A 24,888-nucleotide genomic window follows, 5' to 3' on the forward strand; every position below is an offset into this window, starting at 1 on the left:
CGCGACAGCGAACCGGATATTGAAAAGCAAGCAGGCGAAGTGTGTCGGAGAGGCGAAAATGTGCCCGACGCAGACTGCTCGACCCGCATTCGTGACAATGAAGAGACATCTGAGCCTCCTGACTCAACACTGGGAGGAGATGATGCCAATTCAGTGTGACACAGGACGATCTCGACTTGATTAAAAAACGGCAGCGCGGAGGTCCCGTGGCCCGAGGACTGGAGATTAAAGTAAGAAACCGAACAAGTTATCGATTGGTGGCGTCCCGCCCTTGCTTCGCCAGCCATGCCTCGACGGTATTCTCTGCTGTTTTGACGGCTTCTTCGAGAGAGAGATTGGTTGAGTCCAGCAGGTACGCATCCGGCGCGGGCCGCAGCGGGGAGTCGGCGCGATTGCGGTCGCGTTCATCGCGCGCCCGGAGGTCGCGAATCACTTCTTCAGGCGGGCGTGCGGGTTTCGCATCCGGGTGTCCGGTCTGGCCAAGTTGGTCATAACGGCGCATGCCACGCACCTCGGGCGCCGCGTCGAGGAAGATCTTGACTTCGGCATTGGGAAACACGACGGTTCCAATGTCGCGGCCTTCCATCACCACGCCGCCCTGGGCGCCTATTTCCTGCTGGCGCTTCACCATGGCTGCGCGGACCGGGGGGAACACGCTCACACGCGATGCGGCGTCGGTGACGGTGTGATTGCGGATCTGGCCAGTGACGTCTTCGCCGTCGAGCAGGACGCGGTTTTCCTCGTCGCCCGGCTCGAGCTTGATCTCGGTTTCAGCGGCGAGACGTTGAAGGGCTGCCGGATCATCCAGCGGAACATCAAGGCGAAGCGCCTTCAAGGCGAAAGCGCGATACATCGCGCCAGTCTCCAAGTTGAGCAGGCCGAAATGCCGGGCCAGGTGTCGCGCGATGGTGCTCTTTCCCGCACCGGCCGGCCCGTCGATGGCAACTACAAAGTTTCGCTTCAGTTTTGGCTCGGGAGCCTCGTCCGCCTTCATCCGCGCTTCTTTGTCCCCTGTTTGCCGCGGCTCTTAAAGAACCGCTTGCCGCTCGCCCCTGATCGTCCGGCAGCAGCCAGCGTGGGACGGCTTTTGCGCACCGGGCGCGCTTCTTTGCGTGCCGAAGACGACTTTGCAACCGGCTTTGCGCTCTTGGCGTTTCCCGTGCGCTTGTTCCACGAGGGTGCCGTCGACTTGCCGTTGCGATGGGCGCCATTGCCGTTTGTGACGCGCGAGGCGGTTCCTGTCGAGCGGGTTCCGTTGCCGTTGCGCGAGGGAGCATGTGTGCCGTTATGCTTTCCGTTCTTGGCGGCGCCCCAGCGCGGACTTGACGCAGATCGTGAGCTGCTCTGTGTTCGGCTGGAAGCGGGGCGAGCATCCGAGCTGCGGCGCGCTGCATGGCCGTTGGAAGTTGACGACGCAGGTCTGCTCGCACTTGTTGACTTGCGATCGCGTCCGCTTGAGGAGGCGCGATTGAAATGCGGCCGTGCGGCGCTGGAAGTTCCATTCGTTGATCCGTTGGAAGTTCCATTGGCGGCGGGCCGGCGCACCGGTGTGCGCGGAACATGGTTTTCAGCCTGAACGGGTTGGTCGAGGTGAACAGGAGGCGCAGGCGGCGGAACAGGCATCGGCTGATGTGGGCGCTGCAGAGAAATGGCCGGGCCGTGCGCTTCCTCGTCCCGCTCGAAGGAGCGCAGGAAGTAGGCGGAAGCCGGCATGGAGGAGCTAGCGTACATAGTCGAAACCGGTTCGAACTCCGGCAGAGTGCCGGCTACGTAGAAGTGCGGCGCATGGCCGAGCGAAATGGTATGCACCTGACGCGTTGCGACCAGGCCGCGGATGACTTCGCGTATCTTGCTGCGCGCGGTGAGGGCGGCCAGAAAGAGCTCGACATCTTCCATGCTGGCGGCAATTACAGCTTGAAGGTAGATGGAGGCAAGTACTGAAATAGCCGTGACCTGCGAGGTGGAAGCGCCCTCGGCGATGGCCCGCTGAAAGCGGGTGCGGAGCAGCTGCCACTTGGCGGCTTGTCCCCTGGCTGCGATGACGGGGATGATGCGCAACTGCTGCCAGAGCTCAGTGATGGCGCGAACGACGGCAGACTCGGAAACCTCGCGTCCCAGTGCCTGTTTGAGGTGTGAGACATTGGCGTCGCCGCCTTCGAGCTGCTTGTAGACGTGGACCGCGAGCTGTGAAACCTGACGCGAGCCGGTAAGCTGCGGGCTGCGGCGCCAGTCGCGATCGCCGCGCAGCGCGTACACGTAGGGCAGAACCCAGGCAGCGACCACATAGTCGGGCTGTTCGCCGGGCTGGCCCTGCAGGTTGAGCCTTACCGCAACTCCCTCATTTTCAAGACGGATAAGGAGATCTTCAGCGATGGCGATGGTCTTCTGATCCGCGGTCGCCTCCGGCCGTCCGGCGACGGCCTCAACGAAAGATGGTGCAACCGAAGGGGGAAACTGCCGTCTGGGCAAAAAGAGACAAAGTCCGGTCTCTTCCATCCACGTACGGGCTTCGTCCAAGGTAAGTGTTCCAAGGCCGTTTTGGCGCATTCTTTCGGCGCGCGCTTGTAGCAATTGTTCCGATGTCAAAGAAAAACCTCACTTCCGGGTCGGCGCTAGGCCCTGGCAACCTCACGTGAAGCGGAGGAATGCCACCCAAGTTCTATCTTAAATGCCTTTTAAATTCGATGGAAGGCCCGCTGAATGTCCTTCCAGGAGTACAGCAGAGCTATCGGACGGCCGTGGGGGCAACTCGTTGGGTGCTCGGTCTTTGCAAGTTCCAACAATAGCCACTCCATTCGCTTCGGGTCAAGTGGGGTATTGATCTTGATGGCGGAGTGGCAGGCAATGGACGCGGCGATGCGCGTACGCAGGGACGTAAGATCCTCATTCAAGGAGGCTTCGCTCGGAGCTTCGGATTGCTCGATGACCTGATGGAGCATCCGTTCCAGAGCCGCGCCCTCCAAACCCACCGGAGCGGCCTTGACCGCAAGTGTTTGAGGGCCAAAGGGTTCTACTTCGAAGCCGTTTTGCTCAAGTTCGTGAGCAATTTGCGCAAAAATTACCATTTGCCAGGGTTTCAGCTCCACGAGGAGGGGCATCAGGAGGCGTTGGCGCTGGACTTTTTCTACCTGGCGATCGCGAAGAATATTTTCGAAGAGCACACGTTCGTGTGCCACATGCTGGTCGATGATCCAGAGACCTTCGTCTCCGGTCGCGAGGATAAAGGACTCTTTCAACTGTCCGATGGGCCGCAGAGAGCCGAGGTGGTTGAGGTTGGCGACGTGCTGGTCGGCTTCAACCTGGGCTGCTCCGGCTTGTGCCGATTGCTGGCTGGAGGCGCGGTCAATGTCATCCGGCGAACAGCCGAGATGGCCGGCGGCATTCGTAGGCGGCTCCATCAAGGCTGCGGCAACTTCGCGCATGGTCTGCTGCTCGATGTGCGTGGCAATTTCGCGCTCGCCGAAAGGAAGCTTGCCAGGGACCGGCGTGAGTGGGCGCGACGTCAGGTGAAACGTCTCGGCTTCAGAAGTGTCGACTACTCCCCCTTCGCGGTCGGGCGGCATGTCGGGACGCAAATCTTGAGGTGCTCCGGGAAGGCGGGAGATGGGTACGGGGATCAGCGAGGGTGTTGCGGCGGGGGATGACTCGAGCGCGGTCATGAAGCCAGCGGCCGGGCGCGCGGCGATCAATGCGTTGCGCAGGCTGTCGCGCACAAAGTCGTGAATCAGAGATTGCTGACGAAAGCGGACTTCTGTTTTTGCGGGGTGGACATTCACGTCCACCTCTTCGGGCGGCATCTCCAGAAAGAGCAGCACCACCGGCGAGCTGGTGGGGGGAATGATGTTGCGATAGGCTTCTGCAATGGCGTGGAGCAGCAGGCGGTCGCGGATGAGCCGCTTGTTCACGAAGATGTAAATCGAGTTGCGATTGAGCTTCTGGAGTTCCGGCTTGGAGTAGAAGCCGGATACACGAACTGTGCCCGGTTTGCGGGAGGGTTCGTCGGGATCGCGTTTCCACGGAGGCGGCTCGGGAAGACCGGCGTGGTCGAGTTGCGTTTCGGCGGCGACGGGAAGCAGCTGCTCGAGCGTGTCTTTGCCGAAGATCTGGTAGATGCGCTCAGCGGGCCTGGTGACCGGCGGCGCGGAGACCAGCGTGTGTGTGGCGGAGATGAGTTCAAAGTGCTTTTCAGGATGGGCGAGGGCATAGTGCGTGACCAGCGCGGTTACGTGAGAAAGCTCGGTCGACTCGGCGCGAAGGAATTTGCGGCGCGCCGGGGTGTTAAAGAACAGATCGGAGACAGAGATGGTGGTTCCGCGGGGCAATGCAGCGTCATCGACGTGATGGATTTTGCCGCCGGCAATGTCGAGGTGCGTGCCGGGGCCGTCCTCGCCGATGGAGGTATCGAGCGCAACGCGCGCGACCGAAGCGATGGATGGCAAAGCTTCTCCGCGAAAGCCAAGAGTGGAGATCGAGAGCAATTCGTCGGCGGTGCGGAGCTTGGAGGTTGCGTGTCGCTCGAAGGCGAGGAGGGCGTCGTCGCGATTCATGCCGTGGCCGTCGTCGGCGATGCGGATGAGCTTGCGGCCGCCGGCTTCGACTTCGACGCGGATGCGATGGGCTCCAGCGTCGAGCGCGTTTTCCAGCAGCTCTTTGACGACGGAGGCGGGACGATCGACAACCTCACCGGCAGCAATCTGATTCGCTACCTGGTCGGAAAGAACACGAATGCGCCCCATGGGGAAAGGGTATCAGGGAAGGACAGGGACAGAAGGGCAGAGGGACAGAAGGACAGAGGGACTAGGGATCAAAAAGCAAAAGCAAAAGCGAACAGCAAAAGCAGACAGCCGGAAGCTTGGTGCTTCCGGCTTTGGGGGGATTGAGAATTCTCTGGTTATTGCAGTTGTGTGGCGGGGGAGGATTCTCTCTGCATCTGTTCGAAGCAGGCCCAGGCGCGGTCGCCGTCTGAGCCGCGCACGGGCGCCAGATTGCAGATCGCGAGGCACATGTTGGCCAGTGTGAACGTGGGCGACACGTGCCAGAAGAGCAGGATCAGGGCAACGTTGGTCAGCGGGCCGGCGAGCGAGACAAGCAGGTTTTTCATCGGCGATCCGGCTTCGCGCACGATGTACATACCCTTCATGCACATCCCAAGGCTCTTGACCTTGATGCCAACCATCAGCGATGTCGCTAGGTGTCCAAACTCATGGAGCACCATTGCGGAAATGCCGAGAAACATTGTTCCCGCGAGGGAGAGGAGCCAATGTGTAAGTAGATAATTCATATCAACTCTCCCTCAGTCTGATGTTCTTCGCGCACATCTGGATGTACGGAGATGGACACAGGATCGTTCGAAATATGTGGAAATAAAGAAGTAACGCTGCGGAGTGGTTACGCGTGGGTGCAAAACGATTACCACGCAGAAGTCTCGCTGATGAAGCAAGAGCGATTTCTGAATCGAAATGAAATCAGCTGTGATCGTTGGACTTCAGTCGGACGATGAATTCCGATTTGGGAAGAACGACCCGAAACGAAAAATGCCGCGCGAGGCGGCATTTTGACTCTCGGGGTGCGGAGGGCTTAGATGCCGACGCCGAACTCGGTCGACTGCCGATTGCCGGCGTTCGAGTAGAAGTCATAGGGGGTGCGCTTGTTGAATTTGTAGCGCTGGCGAATCTCGCGGCCCACGTAGAGGCCAAGGGCGGCGATGGCCATGCCGACGGAGACCCATCCAATGACCTTGAGGGTCTTGCTGTCCTCTTGTTCGTCGAGGAGCGTCAGGTTGCTGGCTTCTGCAGACATGGCGTGGATCATTCTCCTAGTATCGATGATAGCTCAACTCTGGTTTGACGTACCCCACAGGAGTGAAGTGAGACTAAAACTTTGGTTTGATGGGTACATTGTTTGTCACAATTCTTAAGTAAAGTGCGAAAAGACGCCGCTACGTTTGATCAATTTTACTTAACCATGAATTCTTGATTGACGCCGGGAGAAAGCTGGCGCGGAAGGAATTCGCTGCAAGATTTCGCAGTTCATCCCGCGTAAATCCCTGTTCGGTGTGGGCCAGCAGGTATTCGTTGGCGAGGTCGGAGCCGAAGAAGGCGGGGTCATCGGAGTTGAGAGTGACGAGAAGGCCCACATCGAAGTAGCGCCGCAGCGGATGCACGGCGAACGACGGGCAGACGCCGGTGCGGACGTTCGAGGTGGGATTGAGCTCAAGCCCGACACTCCGTGTTTTTAGCTCTTGGAGGAGACTCTGGTCCTCCACCGCAGAGAGCACGTGGCCAAGGCGCTCGGAGCCGATATTGAGGGCTTCCCAGATGGCTTCGGGGCCGGTCGTTTCTCCGGCGTGATTGGTGAGGCGCAGGCCGGCTTCTTTGGCACGCGCATACATGTCGCGAAACGGTTCGGAGCCGCGCCGGCGCTCGTCGCCGCCGAGGCCGATGCCGATGACGGAAGGGCTATTTGGTCGAAGTTGGGCAGCCTTGCGGAATACTTTCTCGGCTTCGTCGAGCGGGAAGTGGCGAACTGCATCGAGAATCCAGTAGAGCGTGAGGCCAAGCTCGCGCTCGGCCTGAAGGCGGGAGCGTTCGAGGCCCGCGAAGATGGGATCGAAGCAGTCGGGATCGGGATTGCGCCAGTGGTAGATGACACCGACAGAGATGTAGACCTCAGCGTGGACGACACCCTGCTTGGCGAGATGCTGGGCCATGCGCCATGCGGCGAGTTCATAATCCTCGGCAGTGACGAGGCGTTCGCAGACGGCCTTGAACGCGAAGAGGAAGCCCGTGAAGTCAGTGAAGTGGTAAAGCGTTTCGGCTTCGGGAAGCGTGATGGGCGTGGCGTCATGGCGCTGGCTCAATTCGACCAGGGTGGCGGGGCTGATGGTGCCTTCAAGGTGCAGATGTAGCTCGGCCTTGGGGAGGCGGCGAATGAACGCCTGAATATCGTCCATGCATTGAGTTTACTTTGGTGCTGCGTGGAGATGTTCCAAACGTAACCCCTGGGTTGCTGAAACGACTGGCAGGGTGAGTTCACTAAATGATTGCATTCAATTCACTGAGCCTCGGGGTCGTTTCAGGAGGTTGTCGGCATGAGGGTCGTCTGCAGTCGTCATGGGGTGGTAGCGGTGGTTTCGTTTTTGTCACTCAGCGCGGGCGCTGCAATGCTGTCGATGATTCCGAATCTTCAGCCATTTGAGGATGAAACGGGCGCGGTTGCCACGTTCAATACCGCGGGCAATATCCATAAGGACAATCCGTTTTTCCAGAGCCTGGGCACGAATGGGCGAACCTGCGCGACATGCCACGAGGCCGACCAGGCCTTCAGCATCACTGCGAAGGGAGTTCAGAAGCTTTACGAGCGTACGCACGGAACCGATCCGCTGTTTGCTGCGATTGATGGCGCGAATTGTCCGACTGCGACCTCGACGGGACGGGATGCACACAGCCTGCTGCTCGATCGCGGCCTGATTCGCGTGGGGATGACTTTGCCGGCGGCGCCGGAGTTTCAGATCGCGGTGGTGCACGATCCTTATGGGTGTGCGATGACGACGGACGCGGCGACGGGCAGGCCGCTGATTTCTGTGTACCGGCGGCCGCTGCCGACCGCGAATCTGCGCTACCTGAGTGCCATCATGTTCGACGGGCGCGAGACCCTTATGCCGCTGAATAATGCGCAGACGATCGATGCGAACATGATTTTCGATTTGGCCGACCAGGCGAAAAGCGCCGTTACCGGACATGCGCAGGGAGTGGCGCCGAGCGACGAGCAATTGGCGCAGATTGTGCAATTCGAAATGGGGCTCTCGACGGCGCAGGTGCGCGATAACGATGCGGGCGCGCTGGACAAGCACGGGGCGATGGGGGGCGCGAAGGTGCTATCGAATCAGCCGTACTATCCGGGGGCCAACGATGCTCTTGGAGGGGATCCAGAAGGATCTCCGTTCAATGCGAATGCGTTCTCGCTGTACACGGCGTGGGAGAAGCCGAGCGTTAACGGACACAGGTATGACGGCCGCGACGACTGGGACGATCATGGAAGAAACGCGGCGCGGGAAGATATTGCCGCGGGCGAGAAGCTGTTTAATACACGGGCGGCGATCATTACCGGAGTGCGCGGGTTGAATGACAATCCTGCGCTGGGCAGTCCGGCGTCGATAACGGGCACGTGCACGACCTGCCACGACTCGCCTAATGTGGGCAACCATACGGTTGCGCTTGCGCTGGATATTGCGACGAGCCGGCTGCCGGGGTATGAATCGGATAATGCAATCGTGGCGGGGCTGCGGGAGTTGAGCGCGCCGGATATGCCGGTGTTTGAGATCCGCGGCTGTCCTGACCCGGCGAATCCGGGGAGCACGATCACGTACTACACTTCCGATCCGGGAAAAGGGCTGGTCACGGGGAAATGCGTCGATGTGAACCGCGGAAAAGGCCCGATTTTGCGGGGGTTGGCGGCGCGCGCGCCGTATTTTCATAACGGAGCGGCTGCGGATCTGAAGGAGCTAGTGAATTTTTATAATCAGCGGTTCCAGATGAACTTTACGGAGAAGGAGAAGCGGCAGCTGATTGCGTTTTTGAATTCGCTGTAGGGAGCCTGTTAGCGCCTTGCGAACCTAGGGCTGTCCCCACTCGAATTTCAGCGAAGGAGAGCAATTGGTGCCAACTGCGGCGATCCGCGTAGTTCCTTTTGGGTGGCCTAAGACGAAGGGCATCATCGCGAAATGAATTTTGCCTTCTCTGTCTGAAGTCGCTTTCACTGTGTGTTTCTCACCGTAGGAATCGCTGTCGAACGTGATTTCGAGATTCGGCGGATAGCCTGTTCCGGTGAAGAATGCTAGTTCAAAGCCGGGAGTCAGGCGTACCACGTCGAGGGTGCATCCTTTGCCTTTGGCCGTGATCGGGTCCGGAACAATAATGATCGATGCTTTCGAATCTCCGTTGATCAGGGCGAAGCGATATGGCTCACCTTTGACCGGTTTGAATGTGAAATCGACGGCACCGGCATCTCTGGGCGAGGAATCAGGGTCTTCGCACTCTCCTTCCTGACGCCACGTGCAGCTAACAAGGCCGTCCTTGCTCAGGCTTACCCCCTCCATTTGTACGTAGGGCTTTTCACCAGTCACCGGCCAGGCGACCACTGTATAGAGCTGGTCGGTCGGCAGTCCAGTTACGTAAAGGTTGTAAGAGAAGATGTTTCCTTCTCGGCTAACCGCCTTGGCTTGGATAGAAGCGCCGGGACTGGACATGGTGCGCCAGGCTTCGTGTTGCCTGATGAGGTTATCCGACATCTGTTTAGCGCGGGCTTCGATGGAATCATCCTGAGCGGACGTGAGATCGGAAATCGACCCCAACAAGAGAACTGCGAGGGCGAAGGAGCGAGGCGCGACTTTCATATCGAACGTCCTTATCGCATCCCCGCGAACTCTGACCGGTGGCGGCTGTAGAAGAAGTAGATCAGCAGGCCGATCAAGAGCCAGATGAAGAACGCCTCCCACGTGAGCACTTCGAGACCCATCATGAGCGTGATGCAGAAGATGATGCTGAGTATCGGGAACACGGGGCCTAGTGGCGCGCGGAAGGAGCGATGACGCTCGGGCTCGCGGTAGCGGAGGATGAGCACGGCGATCGAGACCAGAACAAACGCAAAGAGGGTGCCGATGTTGGAGAGATTTGAAACTGTGCCGATGTCGAGCAGCCCGGCGGGAATGCCAACGACAAATCCGGCGACCCAGGTGGCGATGGCGGGCGTGCGGAACTTGTGATGAATGCGGGAGAAGACGTCGGGGAGCAGCCGGTCGCGCGACATCGCGAACCACACGCGTGCCTGGCCGAGCTGGAAGACCAGAATCGACGAAATCATGCCCAGCATGGCGCCGATGAGAACGATGAGCTCAACCCAATGAAGGCTTCCGCCGCCGGGAGCAATTGAGAGCCGCTTCAGGGCATTCACGACGGGCGCCGCATCTCCCATAATCGAGTTCCACGGCACAATACCGCTGAGCACAATGGCCACGCCGCCGTAAAGCAGAGTGCAGGCGACCAGCGTGGCGAGGATGCCGAAGGGCAGATCGCGCTGGGGGTGTTTGCATTCCTCGGCGGCGGTGGAGACCGAGTCGAATCCGATATAGGTGAAGAAGATAATCGATCCGCCGGAGAGCATGCCGGTCCAGCCGTTGGGCATGAAAGGATGCCAGTAAGCGGGCTTGATGAAGCTTGCTGCGGCGAAAATGAAGGCGAGGATGGCGACGATCTTGACCAGCACGAGGACATTGTTGGCGCGGGCCGACTCGCGAATACCACGGACCAGGATAACGGTGAGAAGCATCACGACGAGAAAGGCCGGGATGTTGAAGCCGAAATGCCAGCCCGGGGCATAAAGATCGCGGCCTGCGAAGTCCTGAAGACCGGTGGGCAGGTATGCGGGAGAGATCCACTTGAGCGCGGGATGAAGGCCGAACCACTCAAGAAGCGCCTCGATATGGGCAGCAAAGCCAACGCTGACGCTCATGTTGCTGAAGGCATATTCCAGAATCAAATCCCAGCCGATGATCCAGGCCACCAGTTCGCCGAGGGTAGCGTAGGTGTAGGTATAGGCAGACCCGGCAATGGGAATCATGGAGGCCAGTTCGGCATAGCAGAGGCCGGTAAAGACGCAGACGATGGCGACGAGGACTAAAGATAGAGCGAGCGCCGGGCCTGCGCCGGGGCGTCCGGCCATGGCGGTATGGGTGAGCAGGTAGTGGATCAGGGGGGTATTGCTGATTTCAGGTTTATCGAATTTCTGGCCCGCCATGGCGGTGCCGATGACGGTAAAGATGCCGGAGCCGATGACGGCGCCGATGCCGAGCGCGGTGAGCGACCACGGGCCGAGTGACTTCTTCAGCGCGTGTTCGGGTTCTTCCGACTCGCGGAGGAGCTTATCGATGGACTTGCGGGCAAGCAGTTGGCTTGGCAGGGCAGTTCTCCTCGTCCGTTCCGTCGTACAGCACTGGCAGGCGGTTTCAGTTCGATGTGGGAAACCTTATGCGGAAGTGTACATGATGGGGATTGGACCAGGAGAGAGGGGCGACAGAGCAGGATCGTTGGGGAGAAAGGGATTAGATGGCAAGGCCCGGACCGGCATGTTGCCTGTCCGGGCCCATTGCTTGTGCGGACTCGGCCGTTTAGCGCTTCGACTGGCCGCGTGCCAATTTCTTAACTTTCTTCTTGTTTGCTCCACGCGGCGTGGTGCGCTTCGCCTTGGGCGCTGCCTTTTTGCGCGCCGCCCGTTTCACTTTCTTGCGTTCGATTTTGTCTTCAATCTTCTTTGTATTTGCCAATGAGCAACCTCTCTTACTGATTCAATGCAATGTGTTCCGCATGTGCGGACGATGCGAACCCTATGTTAACAGGGATTTCTCTTCGGGGAAACGTTCTCGAACTCTGGGAATGGGCAGCACATCACTGTTTTGCCTGCGTAATGCTGTACGCTGCGAATTCCCGCGTTATTTACAGTTCTCAGCGTAGAATGGAGACAGGACGTGATCTGGAAGCTCCCAGCCTGCTCGGCTTTGGCCCCCTCTCTTGCTTTCGACGAGCTCCGTAACACACGCAGCAACCACATGCCGCCGCTCCCACTGGCGACATTCTCTCGTGATCGGAGTCGTTCATGCGTTCAGACAAGATTCATAAGGTGCTCGCACAGGGCATTAACCGTTTTGAAGTGTGCCAGCTTGTTTCCAAGGGCGTGCGCGCCACCCATAAGCTGGGCTCGCGGTTTGAAGACACCATCAACGATGCTCTGGATTTTCTCGGCAACAACAAATCAGATCAGAAGTCGATTCATGCGACTTCAAATTCCCCGGGAGACAAGTCACTGAAATCAGCCGCATAGGCTGGGTCGCTTCCGCAAAATATACTGTATAAAAATGAGAAGGACGGCAGTTACGCCGTCCTTTTTGATTCTCACTTCGAACGCTCGTCCGGATTTAGACGGGCTGTACGTTCTCAGCCTGCCAGCCCTTGGGGCCCTTGGTCACGTTGAACTGGACCTTCTGGCCTTCCTGAAGCGAACGGAAGCCGTTTGCCTGGATGGCGGTGTGATGGACGAAGACGTCCTCGCCGTTCTCACGGCTCAAAAATCCAAAACCCTTGGCGTCGTTAAACCACTTAACTGTGCCTGTTTCCATTGTGCAGTTCCTTTGATACGAATTTACCGCCGAACGCAATGCTGAAGTTTGCAAGTGGGCGGGTAAGCGGAACAGGCAAGGACTTCGAATCGAATTCTACGATTACCTCAAGTGTAACACAGAACGCTTCTTGACTGCGCTGAAGCGGGTTTGGGATCGACGAGCGGCAGCAGGACAAACGACCGCCCGATTGAGGGATGAAGGGAACCGCCCTGCGCTGTGACCGGACCAGATGATGACATATCCGTGGCTGTGGGGTGGCCATCCCGTTATGGTGCAGTCTGGCGGGCAGTCTCCGCAGAATCCAGACAGGGCGATGGAAGGCCCGGATGAGCGCGAAAAGGATTGCTGCGAGATAATGTGGTCGCACCTGGTGCGCAGAATGCAGGCGGGATTTGGCATGTCGGCAGTCGGGCAACGCGCGGAGAATGGCGGCTGCCGGTGAGTGAGAACGTGGGAATTGCGAATACAACCGAATGGGGCGGGACGGAAGCGGTTCAGCCGCAGACAGGTCTACTCGGCCGGCTCTGCAGCCGGTGGTGGGGTATGGCCCTGCTGGGAGCTGTGGTGTGTACCGGAGCCGGGACGCTGTTCGCTCTGCCGGCGTACGGGACCAGCGCGTGGCACAGTGAGATTCGCACTTATCTTGCCCAGTTCTGGATATGGGGCTTGCTGACGCCCGCCATCGTCTGGCTCGACCGGCGATTGCCGTATGCCGGAGAGGCGCTGGGCAAGCGGCTGGCAGCACATATTGTGGCAAGCCTGGTTTTCACCGAGATTTACTTCTACCTGTTCACCACAATGCGCGCCCTGATGGGGGTTGCGCCGTGGAGTTCTCTCAGCATCTCGAATCTCTTCACTCCGGCGGTGATCGGGTGGCAGATCTGGTGCTGGCTGATTTACTGGGTCATCCTGGGCGGCATACAGGCGTACCACTACTACCAGCGCTACATGAACAGCGAACTACGCCTGGAGCGGTTGGAGCACAGCTTCAGCGAGGCGCGGCTAAACGCGTTGCGCATGCAACTCGATCCACATTTTCTGTTCAATGCGCTGAATACCATTTCATCGCATGTGGAGCGCGACCCGAAGCTGACGCGCCGTATGATCGAGCATCTCGGCGACCTGCTGCGCATGTCGCTTGAATCGAAGGATCGACAGGAGGTGCCGCTGGCCGAGGAGCTGGCATTCCTGGAGCACTATCTGGAGATCCAGAAGATCCGGTTCGGCGATCAGCTACGCGTTGTGATGGATATTTCGCCCGAGGTGAAATATGCGACGGTTCCGTCGATGTGCATCCAGCCGCTGGTCGAAAACGCGATCCGCCACGGCATTTCACGCCGTGCTTCGGGGGGAACGCTGGTGGTGCGCGCCAAGCCTGTGGGCGAGCGGCTGGAGATTCGCGTGATGGACGATGGGGTCGGCCTGCCTCTGGGTTGGACGCTCGAAGGTTCAGAGGGCCTGGGCCTGTCGATCACGCGGCAACGGATTGCGGGGCTTCACCCCAACGGAACGAGCAGCTTTGCGGTGAGAAACCGTGCGGAGGGCGGAACCATGGTCGAGGTTTCGCTGCCGTTCCGGCGGGGAGAAGAGGCACATGAACGCGTCTACGCCTGATCGAATAGCCGTGCTGGTGGCGGACGACGAGTTGCCTGCGCGGCAGAGGCTCGTCGACCTGCTGCGGCGGGACGAGCAGGTGGCCTCAGTGAGCGAAGCTGCCGATGGGCAGACGGTTGTGGAAATGATTCAGCGGCAGAATCCGGACCTGTTGTTTCTTGATGTTCAGATGCCGGAGTTGGACGGGCTCGCCGTGATCGATGCCATCGGCGCGGCGCAGATGCCGCTCACCGTCTTTGTGACGGCCTTCGATCAGCACGCGATCCGGGCCTTTGAGGCCAATGCGCTCGATTACCTGCTGAAGCCGTTCAGCGACGAGCGATTCGAGGCGACGATGACGCGCGCCAAGGCGAGGTTCGATGAGCGCAGCATGAAGGAGTTTGGCCAGCGCGTGATGAAGATGGTGAGCGCGGCACCGGCTCCACTGGAGCGCAGATTGGATCGGCTGGTGGTGAAGGCCGGCGGAACGACGCGGTTTGTGCGCGCAATCGATATCGACTGGATTGAAGCGGCCGGGGTCTATGTGACGCTGCACGTAGGTGGGAAAGAACTGCTGTATCGCGCGGCGTTGAACGACCTGGCCGAAAAGCTCGACCCGCGGCGGTTTGTACGCGTGCATCGCTCGGCGCTTATCAATATCGAAAGCGTGCTGCAACTGGAGCCGATCTCGCACGGGGAGTTTGAGGCGGTGCTGAAGAATGGCTCACGGACGCGTGTGAGCCGGACGTATCGCGTGCAACTGGAGAAGAGGCTGGGGCAGCCGCTGTAAAATCGGCCCGGATCTTGAAGCTTCCCAATCGGCGGTAATTCTCCCGCGCGGCGACCTTTTTAGAGTGCGTTGAGGGCTCAACTCAAAGACTTTTGAAGGTGAGATGCAACATGTTGATCGCGCTTACCTCTGCCTCGTCTAGAACAACAGCGTCTAAGAGCGAGTCATCTTCAAAGAGCTCGACAGGAGAACGTACTAAGAGCAGGGTGATGCCCCCAGTGCACTGAACTGCGTAGAGAAGAGCGGCATTAAAAGCCCCTTCAAATCGCTTGATTTGATTCAAATCTGCCCAACGCCTGCTGTTATAGAGTCGAAAGAACTGTTTAAGGTCCTGCGACTCTTCATGGGCAATTTCGGATGCGAGAAGGGTGTATGAGTGTCCATCTCCGCGCTTCACCACTTCTTTGCCGCACGCCCGACAGGGACACATGAACTGGAGAATCTTTTCGTCTGTCGAATCGCTCATGTCAGACAAATATGGCGGAGCTGTGAATTGCTGCGGCTTCAAAGCCGTGCGTAACCGATCAATTAGGCGCATCTGTGCTTCCAGACGGCAATTCTAAACGAATCTTTGCAGCATTCTGAGCGTATCGTGGGCGATGGGGAAGGTTCGCAGTTATTCCGGGTCCACGGGGTCGTTCGCACGCGTAGCCGGACAGCAATAAAGTTGGCAGAATCAGGCAGCGTTCACGGCAATGCGCGCAGAGCGTGAGGTTGGCTTGGCCTTGACGACGATTTCAACGTCTTGCCCGAGAGCCACGAGAAAATGCATCAAGCGCTCGACGGAAAAACCTTCCAGTTTGTAATTCAGGAGGGCGGAGACCTTCGGCTGGTTGATGCTAAGCGCAGTCGCGATCTCAGCCTGGGTGAGTCTCTTCCGTTTGACTATCAGTTTGAGGGCGGCTCCCAACCGGGCCTTGGTATCGAGTTCCGCCGCATCCGGCAGTCCCATGTCGGCAAAGACGTTGCCGCTGCTGCGAATGACTTGTTCTGGAATCCTCTTAGCCATATCTCTCCTCGTAATCCATCTTCGCCAACTTGAAACGCTCTTTGACCAAAGCAACGTCGACTTTCGGGTTGCAATTCCATGCGGGGATTTCTTCTGGAACGCGTGCAGAGCATAGACGGCATTCGCAAAGCGCACGGTGCAGAGCGCCCCGTACGTGTCTCCGTCATGGTCTTTGATAATCTCCAGAATTCCTGGCCCTTCGCCCTTCCACGGTTTTGCCGACGGATGCTTCCCGCCGTACTGGGCCGCACTGAGAGCAAAGCCGACAGAGCGTTGAACCTCCGATGGAAATCGAGTGATGTCTTTAAGTGACGATCCAATCCAGAAGAGGGGCTTTTCGCCCATCACAAGCTTTCGTGTCATTAGTTATCCCACTTCTGGGATGATCCGTCAAGAGCCTGATAGTCTCGTGCGCCAGGTTTGTGGAACTGGCGCCAAAAACGAGAAGGGCGGCTGATTGGCCGCCCTTCTGCTGTTTCGGAATCTTAAAGCTCTGAATTAGAGAGCCTGAACGTTCTCAGCCTGCCAGCCCTTGGGTCCCTTGACCACGTTGAACTGAACCTGCTGGCCTTCCTGCAATGAGCGGAAGCCCTGCGACTGAATGGCGGTGTGATGGACGAATACGTCCTCGCCATTCTGGCGGGTGATGAAGCCAAAACCTTTTGCGTCATTGAACCACTTAACTGTGCCTTGTTCCATTTGAAATGCTCCTTTGAAGCTTTTACCGCGAACGCAATGTGGAAGTGCTGCGTGTGGAGCGGTAACTCGGAACAAGCAAGAACTTCTAATCGAATTCTGGGATTGCAAAGAGTGTAGCATGGCAGGGGAGAATTCCGTGCCACACCAGGGTAACCGCGTCCTTGTCATCAATCCCGGCTCCACGTCTACCAAGTTCGGTGTTTTCAGCAGCGTGGGCGCGGAATGGGTGAGCGCCGTACACCACGGAGATGAGGAAATTGAGCGGTTTCGCGGGCGCTCGATGCTGGCGCGGGCAGGCTATCGGGCGGCGCTGATTGAGAAGGCCCTGGTTGCTGCGGGACTCGATACAAAGGATTTCGCTGCCGTGGGCGGCCGCGGCGGATTACTGCCGCCGATGGCCTGCGGGACCTACCTGGTCGACGAAGCGATGATCGAAGAACTCCGCCTTGCGCGCCGGGGTGAGCATGCATGCAATCTGGGAGCCGTTCTGGCGATTCACTTTGCGCAAGCCGCAGGGGTGCAGGCCTACGTCGTCGATCCCGTCACTGTGGACGAATGGCAGGATTGTGCACGGATCTCGGGGATGCCACAGATTCAACGATCCTGTGTCGGCCACGCACTGAACATCAAGGCCGTAGCGCGGCGATTTGCACGCGAGACCGGGCGCGCGTACTCCGATTTGCGCCTGATCATCGCACATTTGGGGAGCGGCATCACCGTCTCGGCTCATCGCGGCGGAAAGATGATCGACAACAACACGCCCGAAGAAGGACCGCTTGGGCCGGACAGGACGGGATGGCTGCCCGTTCGCGAACTCATCAAGCTCTGCTTCAGCGGCAAGTTTTTCGAGACGCAGCTTGATCGCAAGGTCTTCGGCGAGGGCGGACTTTTTGCCTACCTGGGGACGCGCGATCTCAAGGAGGTGGAACATCGTATCGATGCGGGAGACGCCAGGGCCGCCGGCGTTTACGAGGCCATGATCTACCAGATTGCGAAAGAGACGGGCGCGATGGCCGCGGTGCTTGAAGGGCGCGTGGATGCGTTGCTGGTGACCGGCGGCATGGCGCACTCCGAACGCCTGGTGAGCAGGCTGCGCGCATACATTGAATGGATCGCGCCGATCACCGTCTATCCGGGCGAAGATGAGTTGCAGGCGCTGGCGGAAGGCGTCTTCCGCGTGCTCAACGGCGAAGAGCCGGCCAAGCGGCTTGAGACCCACGAGGCCGCAGCGAAGGGACGGGAAGCGCTGGTGATTGGGCTGGAGTAAAACTACCAGTTGTCCGAATTGCATGATCGAGATCTGCGCAACTCCGAGGCAGCCCAGCCCAGAGTTTGAATCACAAATATTGAGCCGAATCGAGGGCTCCATCGCGTCAGCGCGAAAGCATGCGGAGGCTGACTGAGATTGGCAGTCCGATGAGAAACATGTGTGCGAGCAAGCCCTGAACCAGGGCGTGGTACTGGTACGGTCCCATGGCATGGTAAGCGCTGAGCGGCAGGACAACCAACTGCATAAAGAGGAAAAACCCGATCCCGTAGAACAGGCCGCAGACAAAGAAATGATCTCGCAGGAATCCCAGCTTTTTGCTTGCGAGACAATACACGGTGGCGGCCGAGAAAGCGATGAAGTAGTGGATGCAGAGGCCGAGGATGTACTGGTCGACTGACAGATGACGACCGGCTGCACCGACCAGCCCGCCCGCGATTCCTATCGGCATATAACGTCCGAAGCTGATGTAGGCGGAGGTCATGTCGAGCAAGCCGGCGACCCCGCCTCCCACCAGGATGGGAAGCGCGAGACTGGTCTTTTGAGCCGCTTTGGAGATTGAAACTGTGGACATCGAGACCTCGGGAAGGCGTTCCTCGTAACGACATCGTCGGTGATCTTGACCGATGCGGCAATGTGTTTGCCACGGGGCGGATGCGTGGGCGGACAGGGCGGCTTAATTAACCTGCAATACGGATGGGAATCCTGGCTTCCTATTTCAAACGGCGCGCGAAGAAATCGAGCGTTCGCTTCACGGCATCATCGTAGTCGGGTGGCAGGAATCCATGACCCTGGTCTTGATAGATGTGGCTTTCGCAGGTGAAATTCTTCATTCCGCAAAGTTGCAGGATTTGATGTGCATTCGCCACGGGAATGTTGTCATCGTGCTGGCCGTGCAGAATGAGCAGCGGTGGCATGCCTTTTAACTTGTAGAAGAATTCATCGGGCAGGCTGCCGTACCACTCCGCTACTGCATCGACGGGAATGGCCTGCGAGCCGGCAGCCAGCGCGACGGATGCCCCCAGGGAGAAACCCAGAAGCACGATCCTGCGTTTGGCCAAAGTGGGATTTTCATGGCACTCGTCGACAAGGTCGCCGACGGCTTTCTCCCAGGCGAGATAGTTAGGATCGGAGCCGCGATAGGTGTCTGTCGCGTCGAAGTAATGCAGGAAAAGCACGATGTAATTCTTCTCCGCCAGGTATTGCGCCAATCCCCGGTAAAGCGGAACCTGAGGGCCGCCTACGCCGTGCAGCATGATGATGATTGGGCCGGAGGAGGTTCCGCCGAAGATTTCGTAGGAGATCTGGCGGTGCCCGCTGGTGAACCGGGCGAGGTGCGGCGGTTCTGCGAAGAATGAAACGGGGAAAAGCAGGAAGGCGATTGCTACCAACACCCGTGAAAGGGTTTTCATACTGACTCCCGCGCAATTTGCAAAACGCAGTTCGGAGGGATTCTACTCGCTGATCGCGCCGGATGAGGAGGGCTGATATGTCACGGGCAGATCGCTAGATCTTCTCGAGGTTGGCGAACCGCTCCATCAGCTTTTTCATGCCATGTTGCCCTGAAAAGAGCACCGTCAACTTGGCGTCGTCGCCGTCGCCCTCGCGCATCACGATCTGCCCTTCGCCATATTTGCTGTGGCGGACGCGCTGGCCTTTCTTAAGACCGGCCGCGCCGGTGGGCTCGGGAAGTTCCATCTTGGGGCGGGAGGTTGGCCGCGCAAAGGAGCCGGGCTTAACGCCGCGTCCGCCGAAGAAGCGCGCAATGTTGTCGATCGAGCCCTCCGGGTCTTTAATCTTTGGACCTGGGCCGTTGCCAGACGAAATTCTTGTCACTTCCTGGCTCTCATCCTCGTAGTTGTAGTGGCGGCTATCGAACTCGCTTGACTCTCCCCTTCGCCGTCTGCCGCCATAGCCGGCTCCGCGGCCATTTCCGTAGGCGGGAACAGACCATGCCGGCGACCGGCCGCCAAGATTTTCGACCAGCTGGTTTGGAACTTCTTCGAGGAAGCGGGATGGGACGCTTTGCTCTGGCGCGTCGTTGCCGTAGCGGCGGCGGTAGTGTGCGCGCGTGAGGATCAGCGTGTTCATGGCGCGAGTCATGCCGACGTAGCAGAGGCGGCGTTCCTCTTCAAGCTCATCGGGATTCATGAGCGTGCGCGAATGCGGGAAGAGGCCTTCTTCGAGTCCTGCGAGAAACACGAGGGGAAACTCAAGGCCCTTGGCGGCGTGGAGCGTCATCAACGTAACGCGCGCGCTGGGATCGAATTGATCGGTATCGGAGGCCAGTGCGGCGTGATCGAGGAATTCCGCGAGGGTTTCGCCGCGGACTTCGGCGTCGTGGGCGGCGTTGGCAAGTTCCTTCAGATTTTCAATGCGGCTGATTGCCTCGGGCGATGCCTCGGCTTCGAGCGCCTTGATGTAGCCAGTTCGATCGATAAGGAAGCGAATGAGTTCGGGAAGGGTGGCAGGATCGCCGGGCTTGCGAAAGGGGGCTTCTCGCCCTTTTTCCTCGGATGGCTCAAAATTGGTGGCGGGATCAGTCGTCCGTTTTGGTCGATCTGGCCTTGATGTTGTTTGCTTCGGCATCTGCAGAAACGGCCGGCCTTTCTTTTCGGCGAATGTTTTTTCGGCGAAGGGCGAGAAGTGGCTTGGGTCGAGCAGCGGAATCTGATTCTCGTTATCGCCAAAGCTGAATTCGGTTGCCGCTTCAAGCGTATCGGTGACCTGTTGCTTCTCTTCCGGGCCGGGCTCCGTCGCTCCGAACGAGAAATCGGTCTCGGCGTCTTCAGCTGCCACATCCGCGGAGAGCTTGCCCGCGAAGTCGGGATCCATCATCGCCTGGGCATCGAGAATGAGCTGGCGGAACGACTCGAGGGCCATCTGCGCGCGGGTAGGAATCAGCCTTTGCGCAATCGCTGTTCCCAGCGCTTCCCACGTGGACTGTCCGGTCTCAAGAGCCAGGCGCTCCAGCGTCTCCAGTGTGGTTTTGCCGATGCCGCGGGCGGGGGTATTGATTACGCGGTTGAGCGCCATGGAGTCGTGTGGATCGCGAATCAGGCGCAGATAGCACAGCAGGTCCTTGATTTCGGCGCGCTCGTAGAAGCTGAATCCGCCGACCATGGTGTACTTGATGCCGTAGCGCCGCAGTGCCTCTTCGACCAGGCGTGATTGAGAGTTAGTGCGATACAAAACCGCGCAGTGCGCTTCGTCGCCGGATTCGATGGACTCGCGCAGAAACTTCTGGATGCGATCGGCGATAAACAGCGCTTCGTTCTCGCCGTCGGGGGCTTCGTAGTAGCCGATCAGAGAACCGCCCTGGCGATCGGTCCACAGCTTTTTGCCTTTGCGGCGCAGGTTGTTGGCGACCACCGCGCCGGCAGCTTCGAGGATGATCTGCGTGGAGCGGTAGTTCTGTTCGAGGCGGACGATCTTCGAATTTGGGAAGTCTGTCTCGAACTCGAGAATGTTGCGGATGTCGGCGCCGCGCCACGAGTAGATGCTCTGGTCTTCATCGCCTACGGCGCAGACGTTTTTGTGCTCGCCCGCCAGCAGCTTCATGAGTTCATACTGCGGACGGTTGGTGTCCTGGTATTCATCGACGAGTATGTAAAGATAGCGGCGCTGATAGTACTCCCGCGTGGGAGCGGAAACTTTGAGCAGGCGCATCGCTTCAAGGAGCAGGTCGTCAAAATCGAGCGCGTTGTTCTTGCGGAGTTCGTCCCTGTAGCCCTTGTAGATGTGGGCGATGCGCTCGCTGTCGGGATCCTTGGCGCCGAGGTAATAGTCCTGCGGATCGACCATGTGGTTCTTGGCCCACGAGATACGGCTGAGAACGGTGCGCGGTGTGAGCTGCTTGGTATCGAGGCCCATGCGGCGCATCACTTGTTTAACGATGCCTTGCTGGTCGTTTTCGTCATAGATGGCGAAAGAGCGGGTGAGCCCTACGTTGCCGACCTTCAGCGCCTCGATATCGCGGCGCAGAATGCGTACGCAAAGCGAATGGAATGTGGAGATCAGCGGTTTGGAGAGAGAAGAGTGGCCGAGCAGGCGTTCCACGCGCTCTGCCATCTCTGCTGAAGCCTTGTTGGTAAACGTAACTGCAAGAATCGAATCGGGCGCGATGCCTTTTTCCTGGATGAGCCACGCGATGCGGCTGGTGATTACGCGCGTTTTGCCTGAGCCTGCGCCGGCGAGGATCAGCAGGGGGCCGTCGGTGGTTTCGACGGCAGCACGCTGTTCAGGGTTCAGGTTTTCGATGAGTGACTGCGACAAATGGGGCGTCCGGCGGAAAGGTTCCTTTCTCTAGTTTACCCGCCTCGCGATGACCCGGCCGATCGGCAGGATTTGCGCGCAGATCGACGCTGAACGCAGATGGATCGAACTGATTTAGGTGCCCCTGATTGAACTTTTCTCGGATCGATCGCTCTGTGTGATCCCCAACATAGCGTGCAAAGAAAAAGCCGAGTACGCTCGTGATCGTTTCACTCCGGTATTTCGACTTTCGATCTGGTAGGGCTTCCAACGCAAGGAATTTGGAAACGGGTTTCGGGTCAATTGGAAACCATACAGTCAAAAAGGGCAATCCATGAGCCCTTCTATTTATAAGCTCTTATGCATCCTGGTTTCGACCACTGTCTTCGCCACTTCCAGTCTCAGTTCGCCGCTGAATAGTAAATTGCTTTCGCTGGTTCCACCGGGTGCTGAGATTGTTGCGGGTTTCGAAAACCATCCTGGTGGACACAGGGTCGGTCGATTGCTTCTTTCCACGCACAACGACCGTCTCGACCTGGATGACTGGCAAGGACTTGCGGGAGTCGACAACAAAAGGGTTATCGATGAAGTGATCGAAGTGGCGGCTTCTTCCGAAACGGGAAGACTCACCGAACACCTGCTGCTGGTGGCGGGACGTTTCGATCGGGAACGAATCTTTAAAGCCGCGGAACTGAACGGTGCGCAACGAAGCGAGTATGAAGGCGGAACAGTGATGCTGGTGAAATCGTTCGCTCGCGAACAGGGGGAGATGCTGGACATGCGCTGGCTGGTTATCCTGAACGATCGCATCGCGATGTTCGGCACGCCGTTGATGGTGCAAAATGCGTTGCAGCGATATGCGGCGCACGCCACCATCGATATGCCGCTCATGGAACGGCTGTCCCAAATGCGCTCCGATGTTAGTTCGTGGAATGTTCTTGTTGCACCGAAGGTCGAGAAAAGTCTGAGTCTCACGCAACCGAACAGCATGCTGGCGCGGCTGATTGACGGCGCGGAAGTATTGATGATTGGCGCGCGCTTTGACGCCAGGATTCGTGTGGATTTTTCACTCCACGGCCACAACGATCATCAGAGCGAGTTTCTAACCGGGAAAGCAGCATCGTTCGCCGAAGTGTTTGCGAAAGAACCGCCGCTCCGATCGGACTCGCCGCAGCAAAAGCAATGCGGTTTGGAAAACCTTTCCTTCGGGACGGACCGCATCCAGGGATCGGTCGAATTGTCAGACAAGGAATTTGAACGCTGGAACGAGCAGGGAGGATTTGCGCAGCGTTTGCAGGGAACAGCAATGCGCGCGCCGGTCCACGGAGAGTAACCACAGCTTGTTGAACCGTGTGGGTGATTCAGGATCAAATCCGAAGGGCGCTCCGCGATTTCGGGAGCGCCCTCAGTGTTTTTAGAGCGATGAATTGACAAAGTTGGTCAGTTGCCCGGGCCGAAAGAAACTCCGCGCAGCGCCTCGCCGAAGCCCGCAGTGCGCAGCGTGCGGAAGCGTTCCGTTGCCGCCCGCGCCGCCGTTGTGTTGCTGACGGTGTCGGTGATGGAGACAAGCCGATTGGGATCGGCACCCGGATCGCCATTGCCGCTGACGGTGGAGGTGATGGCCCAGATGGTGACGGTGCCGTCGTCATTTACGCGGCCAGTAAGATTGCGCAGGCCGTCGGTCGCCGGAGCCCACGATAGACCTGTAGCAGCGTTTGTACCGGTGGGATACGAGGCAACCGTGTAGGGCGTACCGAGATCTAGCCCATTGGTCAACACGTAGGCTAGTTTCCACTGGTTGCTGGAGGAGTCGAACACCCATTTTTCCAGCCCGGCGAGCGTCTGCGCCGCAGCGTGCGCGTACAGATCTGTTCCACCCGTGTATCCGTCACCCTCATCGGCAACGTAGAGCGTTTTGGAATTTGCGAACCATAAGCCGAAAGGGAAGTTCACGGGATCGATGGCCTTGTTCGATGTGGTTGGGAAGCCGGCAAGGATGCACATGTTGTTAGGAAGACCGGTGGATGGCAGGGGCAACGAGTAGCTGAGCGGCGTAGTGGGAAGTGTTGCGCCCGCGGCCGGCAGACCCACACCGCCGGTGCATGGCGTATCGCCGGTGTTGACGTAGTAGACGGTGTTAACGCCGTTGCCGCCCGATCCCTTGGTGTAATAGAGCACGTTTTTGAAGACCGTCACGCCACGGAAGTTGTCGTCTTTTCCAAGCTTGTCGGCCTTGTCGCCGAGCTCGGTGATGGAAAAGCTGGCAACGGGCGTGGGAAGGCCGGGCGCCTGATCTGTTTCGGGTTGGTTCGACAGGCTGACGAACTGTGCGCCGGCGCCGAGGACTACGTTCTGCGGCTGCGGATTGGCACCGTTGCCGGCGTTTCCAGCCAGATAGAGGACATCGTTACCCCAGGTGTCGTTGAGAATCGCGGCGCGACCGTTGTTGCCGCTATAGGCATTCGTCTCGGTGAAATCGAAGTGTCCCCACCGATCGACACGCGCGATGGCGCGGTAGTACGAAGAGGGAACTGGATTGGTGCTGTCGAATGAATCAGGTGTGTTGGAGTTGGAGACGTCAAGCGCATTGACCGGCGCCACGTAGCCCATGAACGTGAGATAGCGGCCGTCGGTGGAAAGATGCAGGGCCAGTTCAGACTTGGAGCTGAAGCTGGTGACAAGTTGATTTCTCTTGCCATTGAACAACCACCACTCGAGGCTATTTGGGACTTCGAGCGAACTGATTACATGACCCGAGGGAGTTATGTGATCGAGGAAGATACGCGAGGTGATGCCGAAGCTGCCATCTACGGGATCGTTGTTGAAGACGTAGGGATACGTGCCGTCGGCAACCGCAGTGACGCAGCCGCCGGTGGAGGGAACGCAGTTCGGCGGCAGGGTCTCGCCGACGGTAACGTTGCCGGTTCGGTTGTCGTAGACGGTGCGGCTCACGACAAGGTTGCCGGGATTGAAGGCGGGTCTGCCCTGGGCAAAGGCGACAGGGACAAGCAGCAGGGAAAGAGCCGCGCCGAGCATCGCGGGGCGAGCATTGGACGGTGACATCACGGGAATTCCTCCTGGAACGTGTGAGTTGAACATGGAGA

At 58.6% G+C, this 24,888-nt stretch carries 23 protein-coding genes; 6 read left to right on the forward strand and 17 right to left on the reverse strand.

The genetic code is table 11. The annotated features are described in order from the left end of the window. Positions 1-247: 247 nt before the first annotated feature. The 6 genes from cmk to add all read right to left on the reverse strand — a co-directional run bounded on the left by cmk (position 248) and on the right by add (position 6,952). On the reverse strand, positions 248-994 hold the full coding sequence (cmk, locus tag WCA10_RS22430) for a (d)CMP kinase (RefSeq protein ID WP_472824764.1): 747 nt from the start codon (positions 992-994) through the stop codon (positions 248-250). Further along, entirely contained in the window at positions 991-2,517 is a 1,527-nt protein-coding gene (locus WCA10_RS22435) for a hypothetical protein (RefSeq protein WP_472824765.1), read from the reverse strand. The genes cmk and WCA10_RS22435 overlap by 4 nt, the downstream gene beginning before the upstream one ends. 158 nt (positions 2,518-2,675) lie before the next feature. Continuing rightward, positions 2,676-4,736 (reverse strand): DNA mismatch repair endonuclease MutL, encoded by a 2,061-nt coding sequence (mutL, locus tag WCA10_RS22440; RefSeq protein ID WP_472824766.1) that lies wholly within the window; start codon positions 4,734-4,736, stop codon positions 2,676-2,678. 155 nt (positions 4,737-4,891) lie between these two features. Next, positions 4,892-5,281 carry a zinc metalloprotease gene (locus WCA10_RS22445; RefSeq protein ID WP_472824767.1) on the reverse strand — a complete coding sequence of 130 codons (390 nt, stop codon included), beginning with the start codon at positions 5,279-5,281 and terminating at the stop codon, positions 4,892-4,894. 296 nt (positions 5,282-5,577) lie between these two features. Beyond that, complete coding sequence (locus WCA10_RS22450; protein ID WP_472824768.1) at positions 5,578-5,799, reverse strand: hypothetical protein; 222 nt, start codon at positions 5,797-5,799, stop codon at positions 5,578-5,580. A 139-nt stretch (positions 5,800-5,938) separates the two neighbouring features. Continuing rightward, positions 5,939-6,952, reverse strand: coding sequence for an adenosine deaminase (add, locus tag WCA10_RS22455; RefSeq protein ID WP_472824769.1), 1,014 nt, complete (start codon positions 6,950-6,952; stop codon positions 5,939-5,941). A 138-nt stretch (positions 6,953-7,090) separates the two neighbouring features. On the opposite strand from add, the gene WCA10_RS22460 reads away from it, so the two are divergent. Continuing rightward, positions 7,091-8,590 carry a hypothetical protein gene (locus WCA10_RS22460; protein WP_472824770.1) on the forward strand — a complete coding sequence of 500 codons (1,500 nt, stop codon included), beginning with the start codon at positions 7,091-7,093 and terminating at the stop codon, positions 8,588-8,590. Positions 8,591-8,614: 24 nt separating this feature from the next. On the opposite strand, the gene WCA10_RS22465 is transcribed toward WCA10_RS22460, so the two are convergent. The 3 genes from WCA10_RS22465 to WCA10_RS22475 all read right to left on the reverse strand — a co-directional run bounded on the left by WCA10_RS22465 (position 8,615) and on the right by WCA10_RS22475 (position 11,320). Then, positions 8,615-9,394, reverse strand: coding sequence for a hypothetical protein (locus WCA10_RS22465; RefSeq protein ID WP_472824771.1), 780 nt, complete (start codon positions 9,392-9,394; stop codon positions 8,615-8,617). 11 nt (positions 9,395-9,405) lie between these two features. Beyond that, positions 9,406-10,884, reverse strand: coding sequence for an amino acid permease (locus tag WCA10_RS22470; RefSeq protein ID WP_472824801.1), 1,479 nt, complete (start codon positions 10,882-10,884; stop codon positions 9,406-9,408). Between the two features lie 280 nt (positions 10,885-11,164). Then, the gene (locus WCA10_RS22475) at positions 11,165-11,320 is read right to left on the reverse strand and encodes a hypothetical protein (protein WP_472824772.1); all 156 of its coding nucleotides are present in this window, start codon (positions 11,318-11,320) and stop codon (positions 11,165-11,167) included. Positions 11,321-11,649: 329 nt separating this feature from the next. On the opposite strand from WCA10_RS22475, the gene WCA10_RS22480 reads away from it, so the two are divergent. Further along, positions 11,650-11,874 carry a hypothetical protein gene (locus WCA10_RS22480; RefSeq protein WP_472824773.1) on the forward strand — a complete coding sequence of 75 codons (225 nt, stop codon included), beginning with the start codon at positions 11,650-11,652 and terminating at the stop codon, positions 11,872-11,874. Between the two features lie 94 nt (positions 11,875-11,968). Here WCA10_RS22480 and WCA10_RS22485 read toward each other — a convergent pair whose 3' ends face one another. After that, positions 11,969-12,169, reverse strand: a complete 201-nt coding sequence (locus WCA10_RS22485; RefSeq protein ID WP_472801942.1) for a cold-shock protein — start codon at positions 12,167-12,169, stop codon at positions 11,969-11,971. A gap of 441 nt (positions 12,170-12,610) precedes the next feature. Here WCA10_RS22485 and WCA10_RS22490 point away from each other — a divergent pair, with 441 nt between their 5' ends. Beyond that, a complete protein-coding gene (locus WCA10_RS22490) occupies positions 12,611-13,786 on the forward strand; it encodes a sensor histidine kinase (protein WP_472824774.1) in 1,176 nt (391 codons plus the stop codon). Then, a complete protein-coding gene (locus tag WCA10_RS22495) occupies positions 13,767-14,555 on the forward strand; it encodes a LytR/AlgR family response regulator transcription factor (RefSeq protein WP_472824775.1) in 789 nt (262 codons plus the stop codon). Before WCA10_RS22490 ends, WCA10_RS22495 begins: the two co-directional genes overlap by 20 nt. An 82-nt stretch (positions 14,556-14,637) precedes the next feature. On the opposite strand, the gene WCA10_RS22500 is transcribed toward WCA10_RS22495, so the two are convergent. The 3 genes from WCA10_RS22500 to WCA10_RS22510 all read right to left on the reverse strand — a co-directional run bounded on the left by WCA10_RS22500 (position 14,638) and on the right by WCA10_RS22510 (position 16,263). Continuing rightward, positions 14,638-15,021 carry a hypothetical protein gene (locus WCA10_RS22500; protein ID WP_472824776.1) on the reverse strand — a complete coding sequence of 128 codons (384 nt, stop codon included), beginning with the start codon at positions 15,019-15,021 and terminating at the stop codon, positions 14,638-14,640. Positions 15,022-15,231: 210 nt separating this feature from the next. Continuing rightward, positions 15,232-15,927, reverse strand: a complete 696-nt coding sequence (locus tag WCA10_RS22505) for an XRE family transcriptional regulator (protein ID WP_472824777.1) — start codon at positions 15,925-15,927, stop codon at positions 15,232-15,234. 135 nt (positions 15,928-16,062) lie between these two features. Next, positions 16,063-16,263, reverse strand: coding sequence for a cold-shock protein (locus WCA10_RS22510; protein WP_348264127.1), 201 nt, complete (start codon positions 16,261-16,263; stop codon positions 16,063-16,065). A gap of 136 nt (positions 16,264-16,399) precedes the next feature. On the opposite strand from WCA10_RS22510, the gene buk reads away from it, so the two are divergent. Further along, positions 16,400-17,530, forward strand: a complete 1,131-nt coding sequence (gene buk, locus WCA10_RS22515) for a butyrate kinase (RefSeq protein WP_472824778.1) — start codon at positions 16,400-16,402, stop codon at positions 17,528-17,530. Positions 17,531-17,636: 106 nt separating this feature from the next. On the opposite strand, the gene WCA10_RS22520 is transcribed toward buk, so the two are convergent. The 3 genes from WCA10_RS22520 to WCA10_RS22530 form a co-directional block, all read right to left on the reverse strand. After that, positions 17,637-18,104: a hypothetical protein gene (locus WCA10_RS22520; RefSeq protein ID WP_472824779.1), complete on the reverse strand. Its 468-nt coding sequence runs from the start codon at positions 18,102-18,104 to the stop codon at positions 17,637-17,639. A gap of 139 nt (positions 18,105-18,243) precedes the next feature. Then, complete coding sequence (locus WCA10_RS22525; RefSeq protein ID WP_472824780.1) at positions 18,244-18,942, reverse strand: dienelactone hydrolase family protein; 699 nt, start codon at positions 18,940-18,942, stop codon at positions 18,244-18,246. A gap of 94 nt (positions 18,943-19,036) precedes the next feature. Further along, positions 19,037-21,805 (reverse strand): ATP-dependent helicase, encoded by a 2,769-nt coding sequence (locus WCA10_RS22530; protein ID WP_472824781.1) that lies wholly within the window; start codon positions 21,803-21,805, stop codon positions 19,037-19,039. 313 nt (positions 21,806-22,118) lie between these two features. On the opposite strand from WCA10_RS22530, the gene WCA10_RS22535 reads away from it, so the two are divergent. Continuing rightward, positions 22,119-23,117 carry a hypothetical protein gene (locus WCA10_RS22535; RefSeq protein WP_472824782.1) on the forward strand — a complete coding sequence of 333 codons (999 nt, stop codon included), beginning with the start codon at positions 22,119-22,121 and terminating at the stop codon, positions 23,115-23,117. 107 nt (positions 23,118-23,224) lie between these two features. Here the strand turns inward: WCA10_RS22535 and WCA10_RS22540 are convergent, their stop codons facing one another. Beyond that, complete coding sequence (locus tag WCA10_RS22540) at positions 23,225-24,847, reverse strand: hypothetical protein (protein ID WP_472824783.1); 1,623 nt, start codon at positions 24,845-24,847, stop codon at positions 23,225-23,227. Positions 24,848-24,888: the final 41 nt, after the last annotated feature.

It is taken from the genome of Occallatibacter sp., from assembly GCF_049582745.1.
Taxonomy (GTDB): domain Bacteria; phylum Acidobacteriota; class Terriglobia; order Terriglobales; family Acidobacteriaceae; genus Telmatobacter.

Bases quoted from the DNA above. Each gene is read 5' to 3' on its own strand.
- cmk (WP_472824764.1), bottom strand. From the start codon at position 994: ATGAAGGCGGACGAGGCTCCCGAGCCAAAACTGAAGCGAAACTTTGTA.
- mutL (WP_472824766.1), bottom strand. From the start codon at position 4,736: ATGGGGCGCATTCGTGTTCTTTCCGACCAGGTAGCGAATCAGATTGCT.
- WCA10_RS22445 (WP_472824767.1), bottom strand. From the start codon at position 5,281: ATGAATTATCTACTTACACATTGGCTCCTCTCCCTCGCGGGAACAATG.
- WCA10_RS22450 (WP_472824768.1), bottom strand. From the start codon at position 5,799: ATGTCTGCAGAAGCCAGCAACCTGACGCTCCTCGACGAACAAGAGGAC.
- add (WP_472824769.1), bottom strand. From the start codon at position 6,952: ATGGACGATATTCAGGCGTTCATTCGCCGCCTCCCCAAGGCCGAGCTA.
- WCA10_RS22460 (WP_472824770.1), top strand. From the start codon at position 7,091: ATGAGGGTCGTCTGCAGTCGTCATGGGGTGGTAGCGGTGGTTTCGTTT.
- WCA10_RS22465 (WP_472824771.1), bottom strand. From the start codon at position 9,394: ATGAAAGTCGCGCCTCGCTCCTTCGCCCTCGCAGTTCTCTTGTTGGGG.
- WCA10_RS22480 (WP_472824773.1), top strand. From the start codon at position 11,650: ATGCGTTCAGACAAGATTCATAAGGTGCTCGCACAGGGCATTAACCGT.
- WCA10_RS22485 (WP_472801942.1), bottom strand. From the start codon at position 12,169: ATGGAAACAGGCACAGTTAAGTGGTTTAACGACGCCAAGGGTTTTGGA.
- WCA10_RS22495 (WP_472824775.1), top strand. From the start codon at position 13,767: ATGAACGCGTCTACGCCTGATCGAATAGCCGTGCTGGTGGCGGACGAC.
- WCA10_RS22500 (WP_472824776.1), bottom strand. From the start codon at position 15,021: ATGAGCGATTCGACAGACGAAAAGATTCTCCAGTTCATGTGTCCCTGT.
- WCA10_RS22505 (WP_472824777.1), bottom strand. From the start codon at position 15,927: ATGACACGAAAGCTTGTGATGGGCGAAAAGCCCCTCTTCTGGATTGGA.
- WCA10_RS22510 (WP_348264127.1), bottom strand. From the start codon at position 16,263: ATGGAACAAGGCACAGTTAAGTGGTTCAATGACGCAAAAGGTTTTGGC.
- WCA10_RS22520 (WP_472824779.1), bottom strand. From the start codon at position 18,104: ATGTCCACAGTTTCAATCTCCAAAGCGGCTCAAAAGACCAGTCTCGCG.
- WCA10_RS22525 (WP_472824780.1), bottom strand. From the start codon at position 18,942: ATGAAAACCCTTTCACGGGTGTTGGTAGCAATCGCCTTCCTGCTTTTC.
- WCA10_RS22535 (WP_472824782.1), top strand. From the start codon at position 22,119: ATGAGCCCTTCTATTTATAAGCTCTTATGCATCCTGGTTTCGACCACT.
- WCA10_RS22540 (WP_472824783.1), bottom strand. From the start codon at position 24,847: ATGTCACCGTCCAATGCTCGCCCCGCGATGCTCGGCGCGGCTCTTTCC.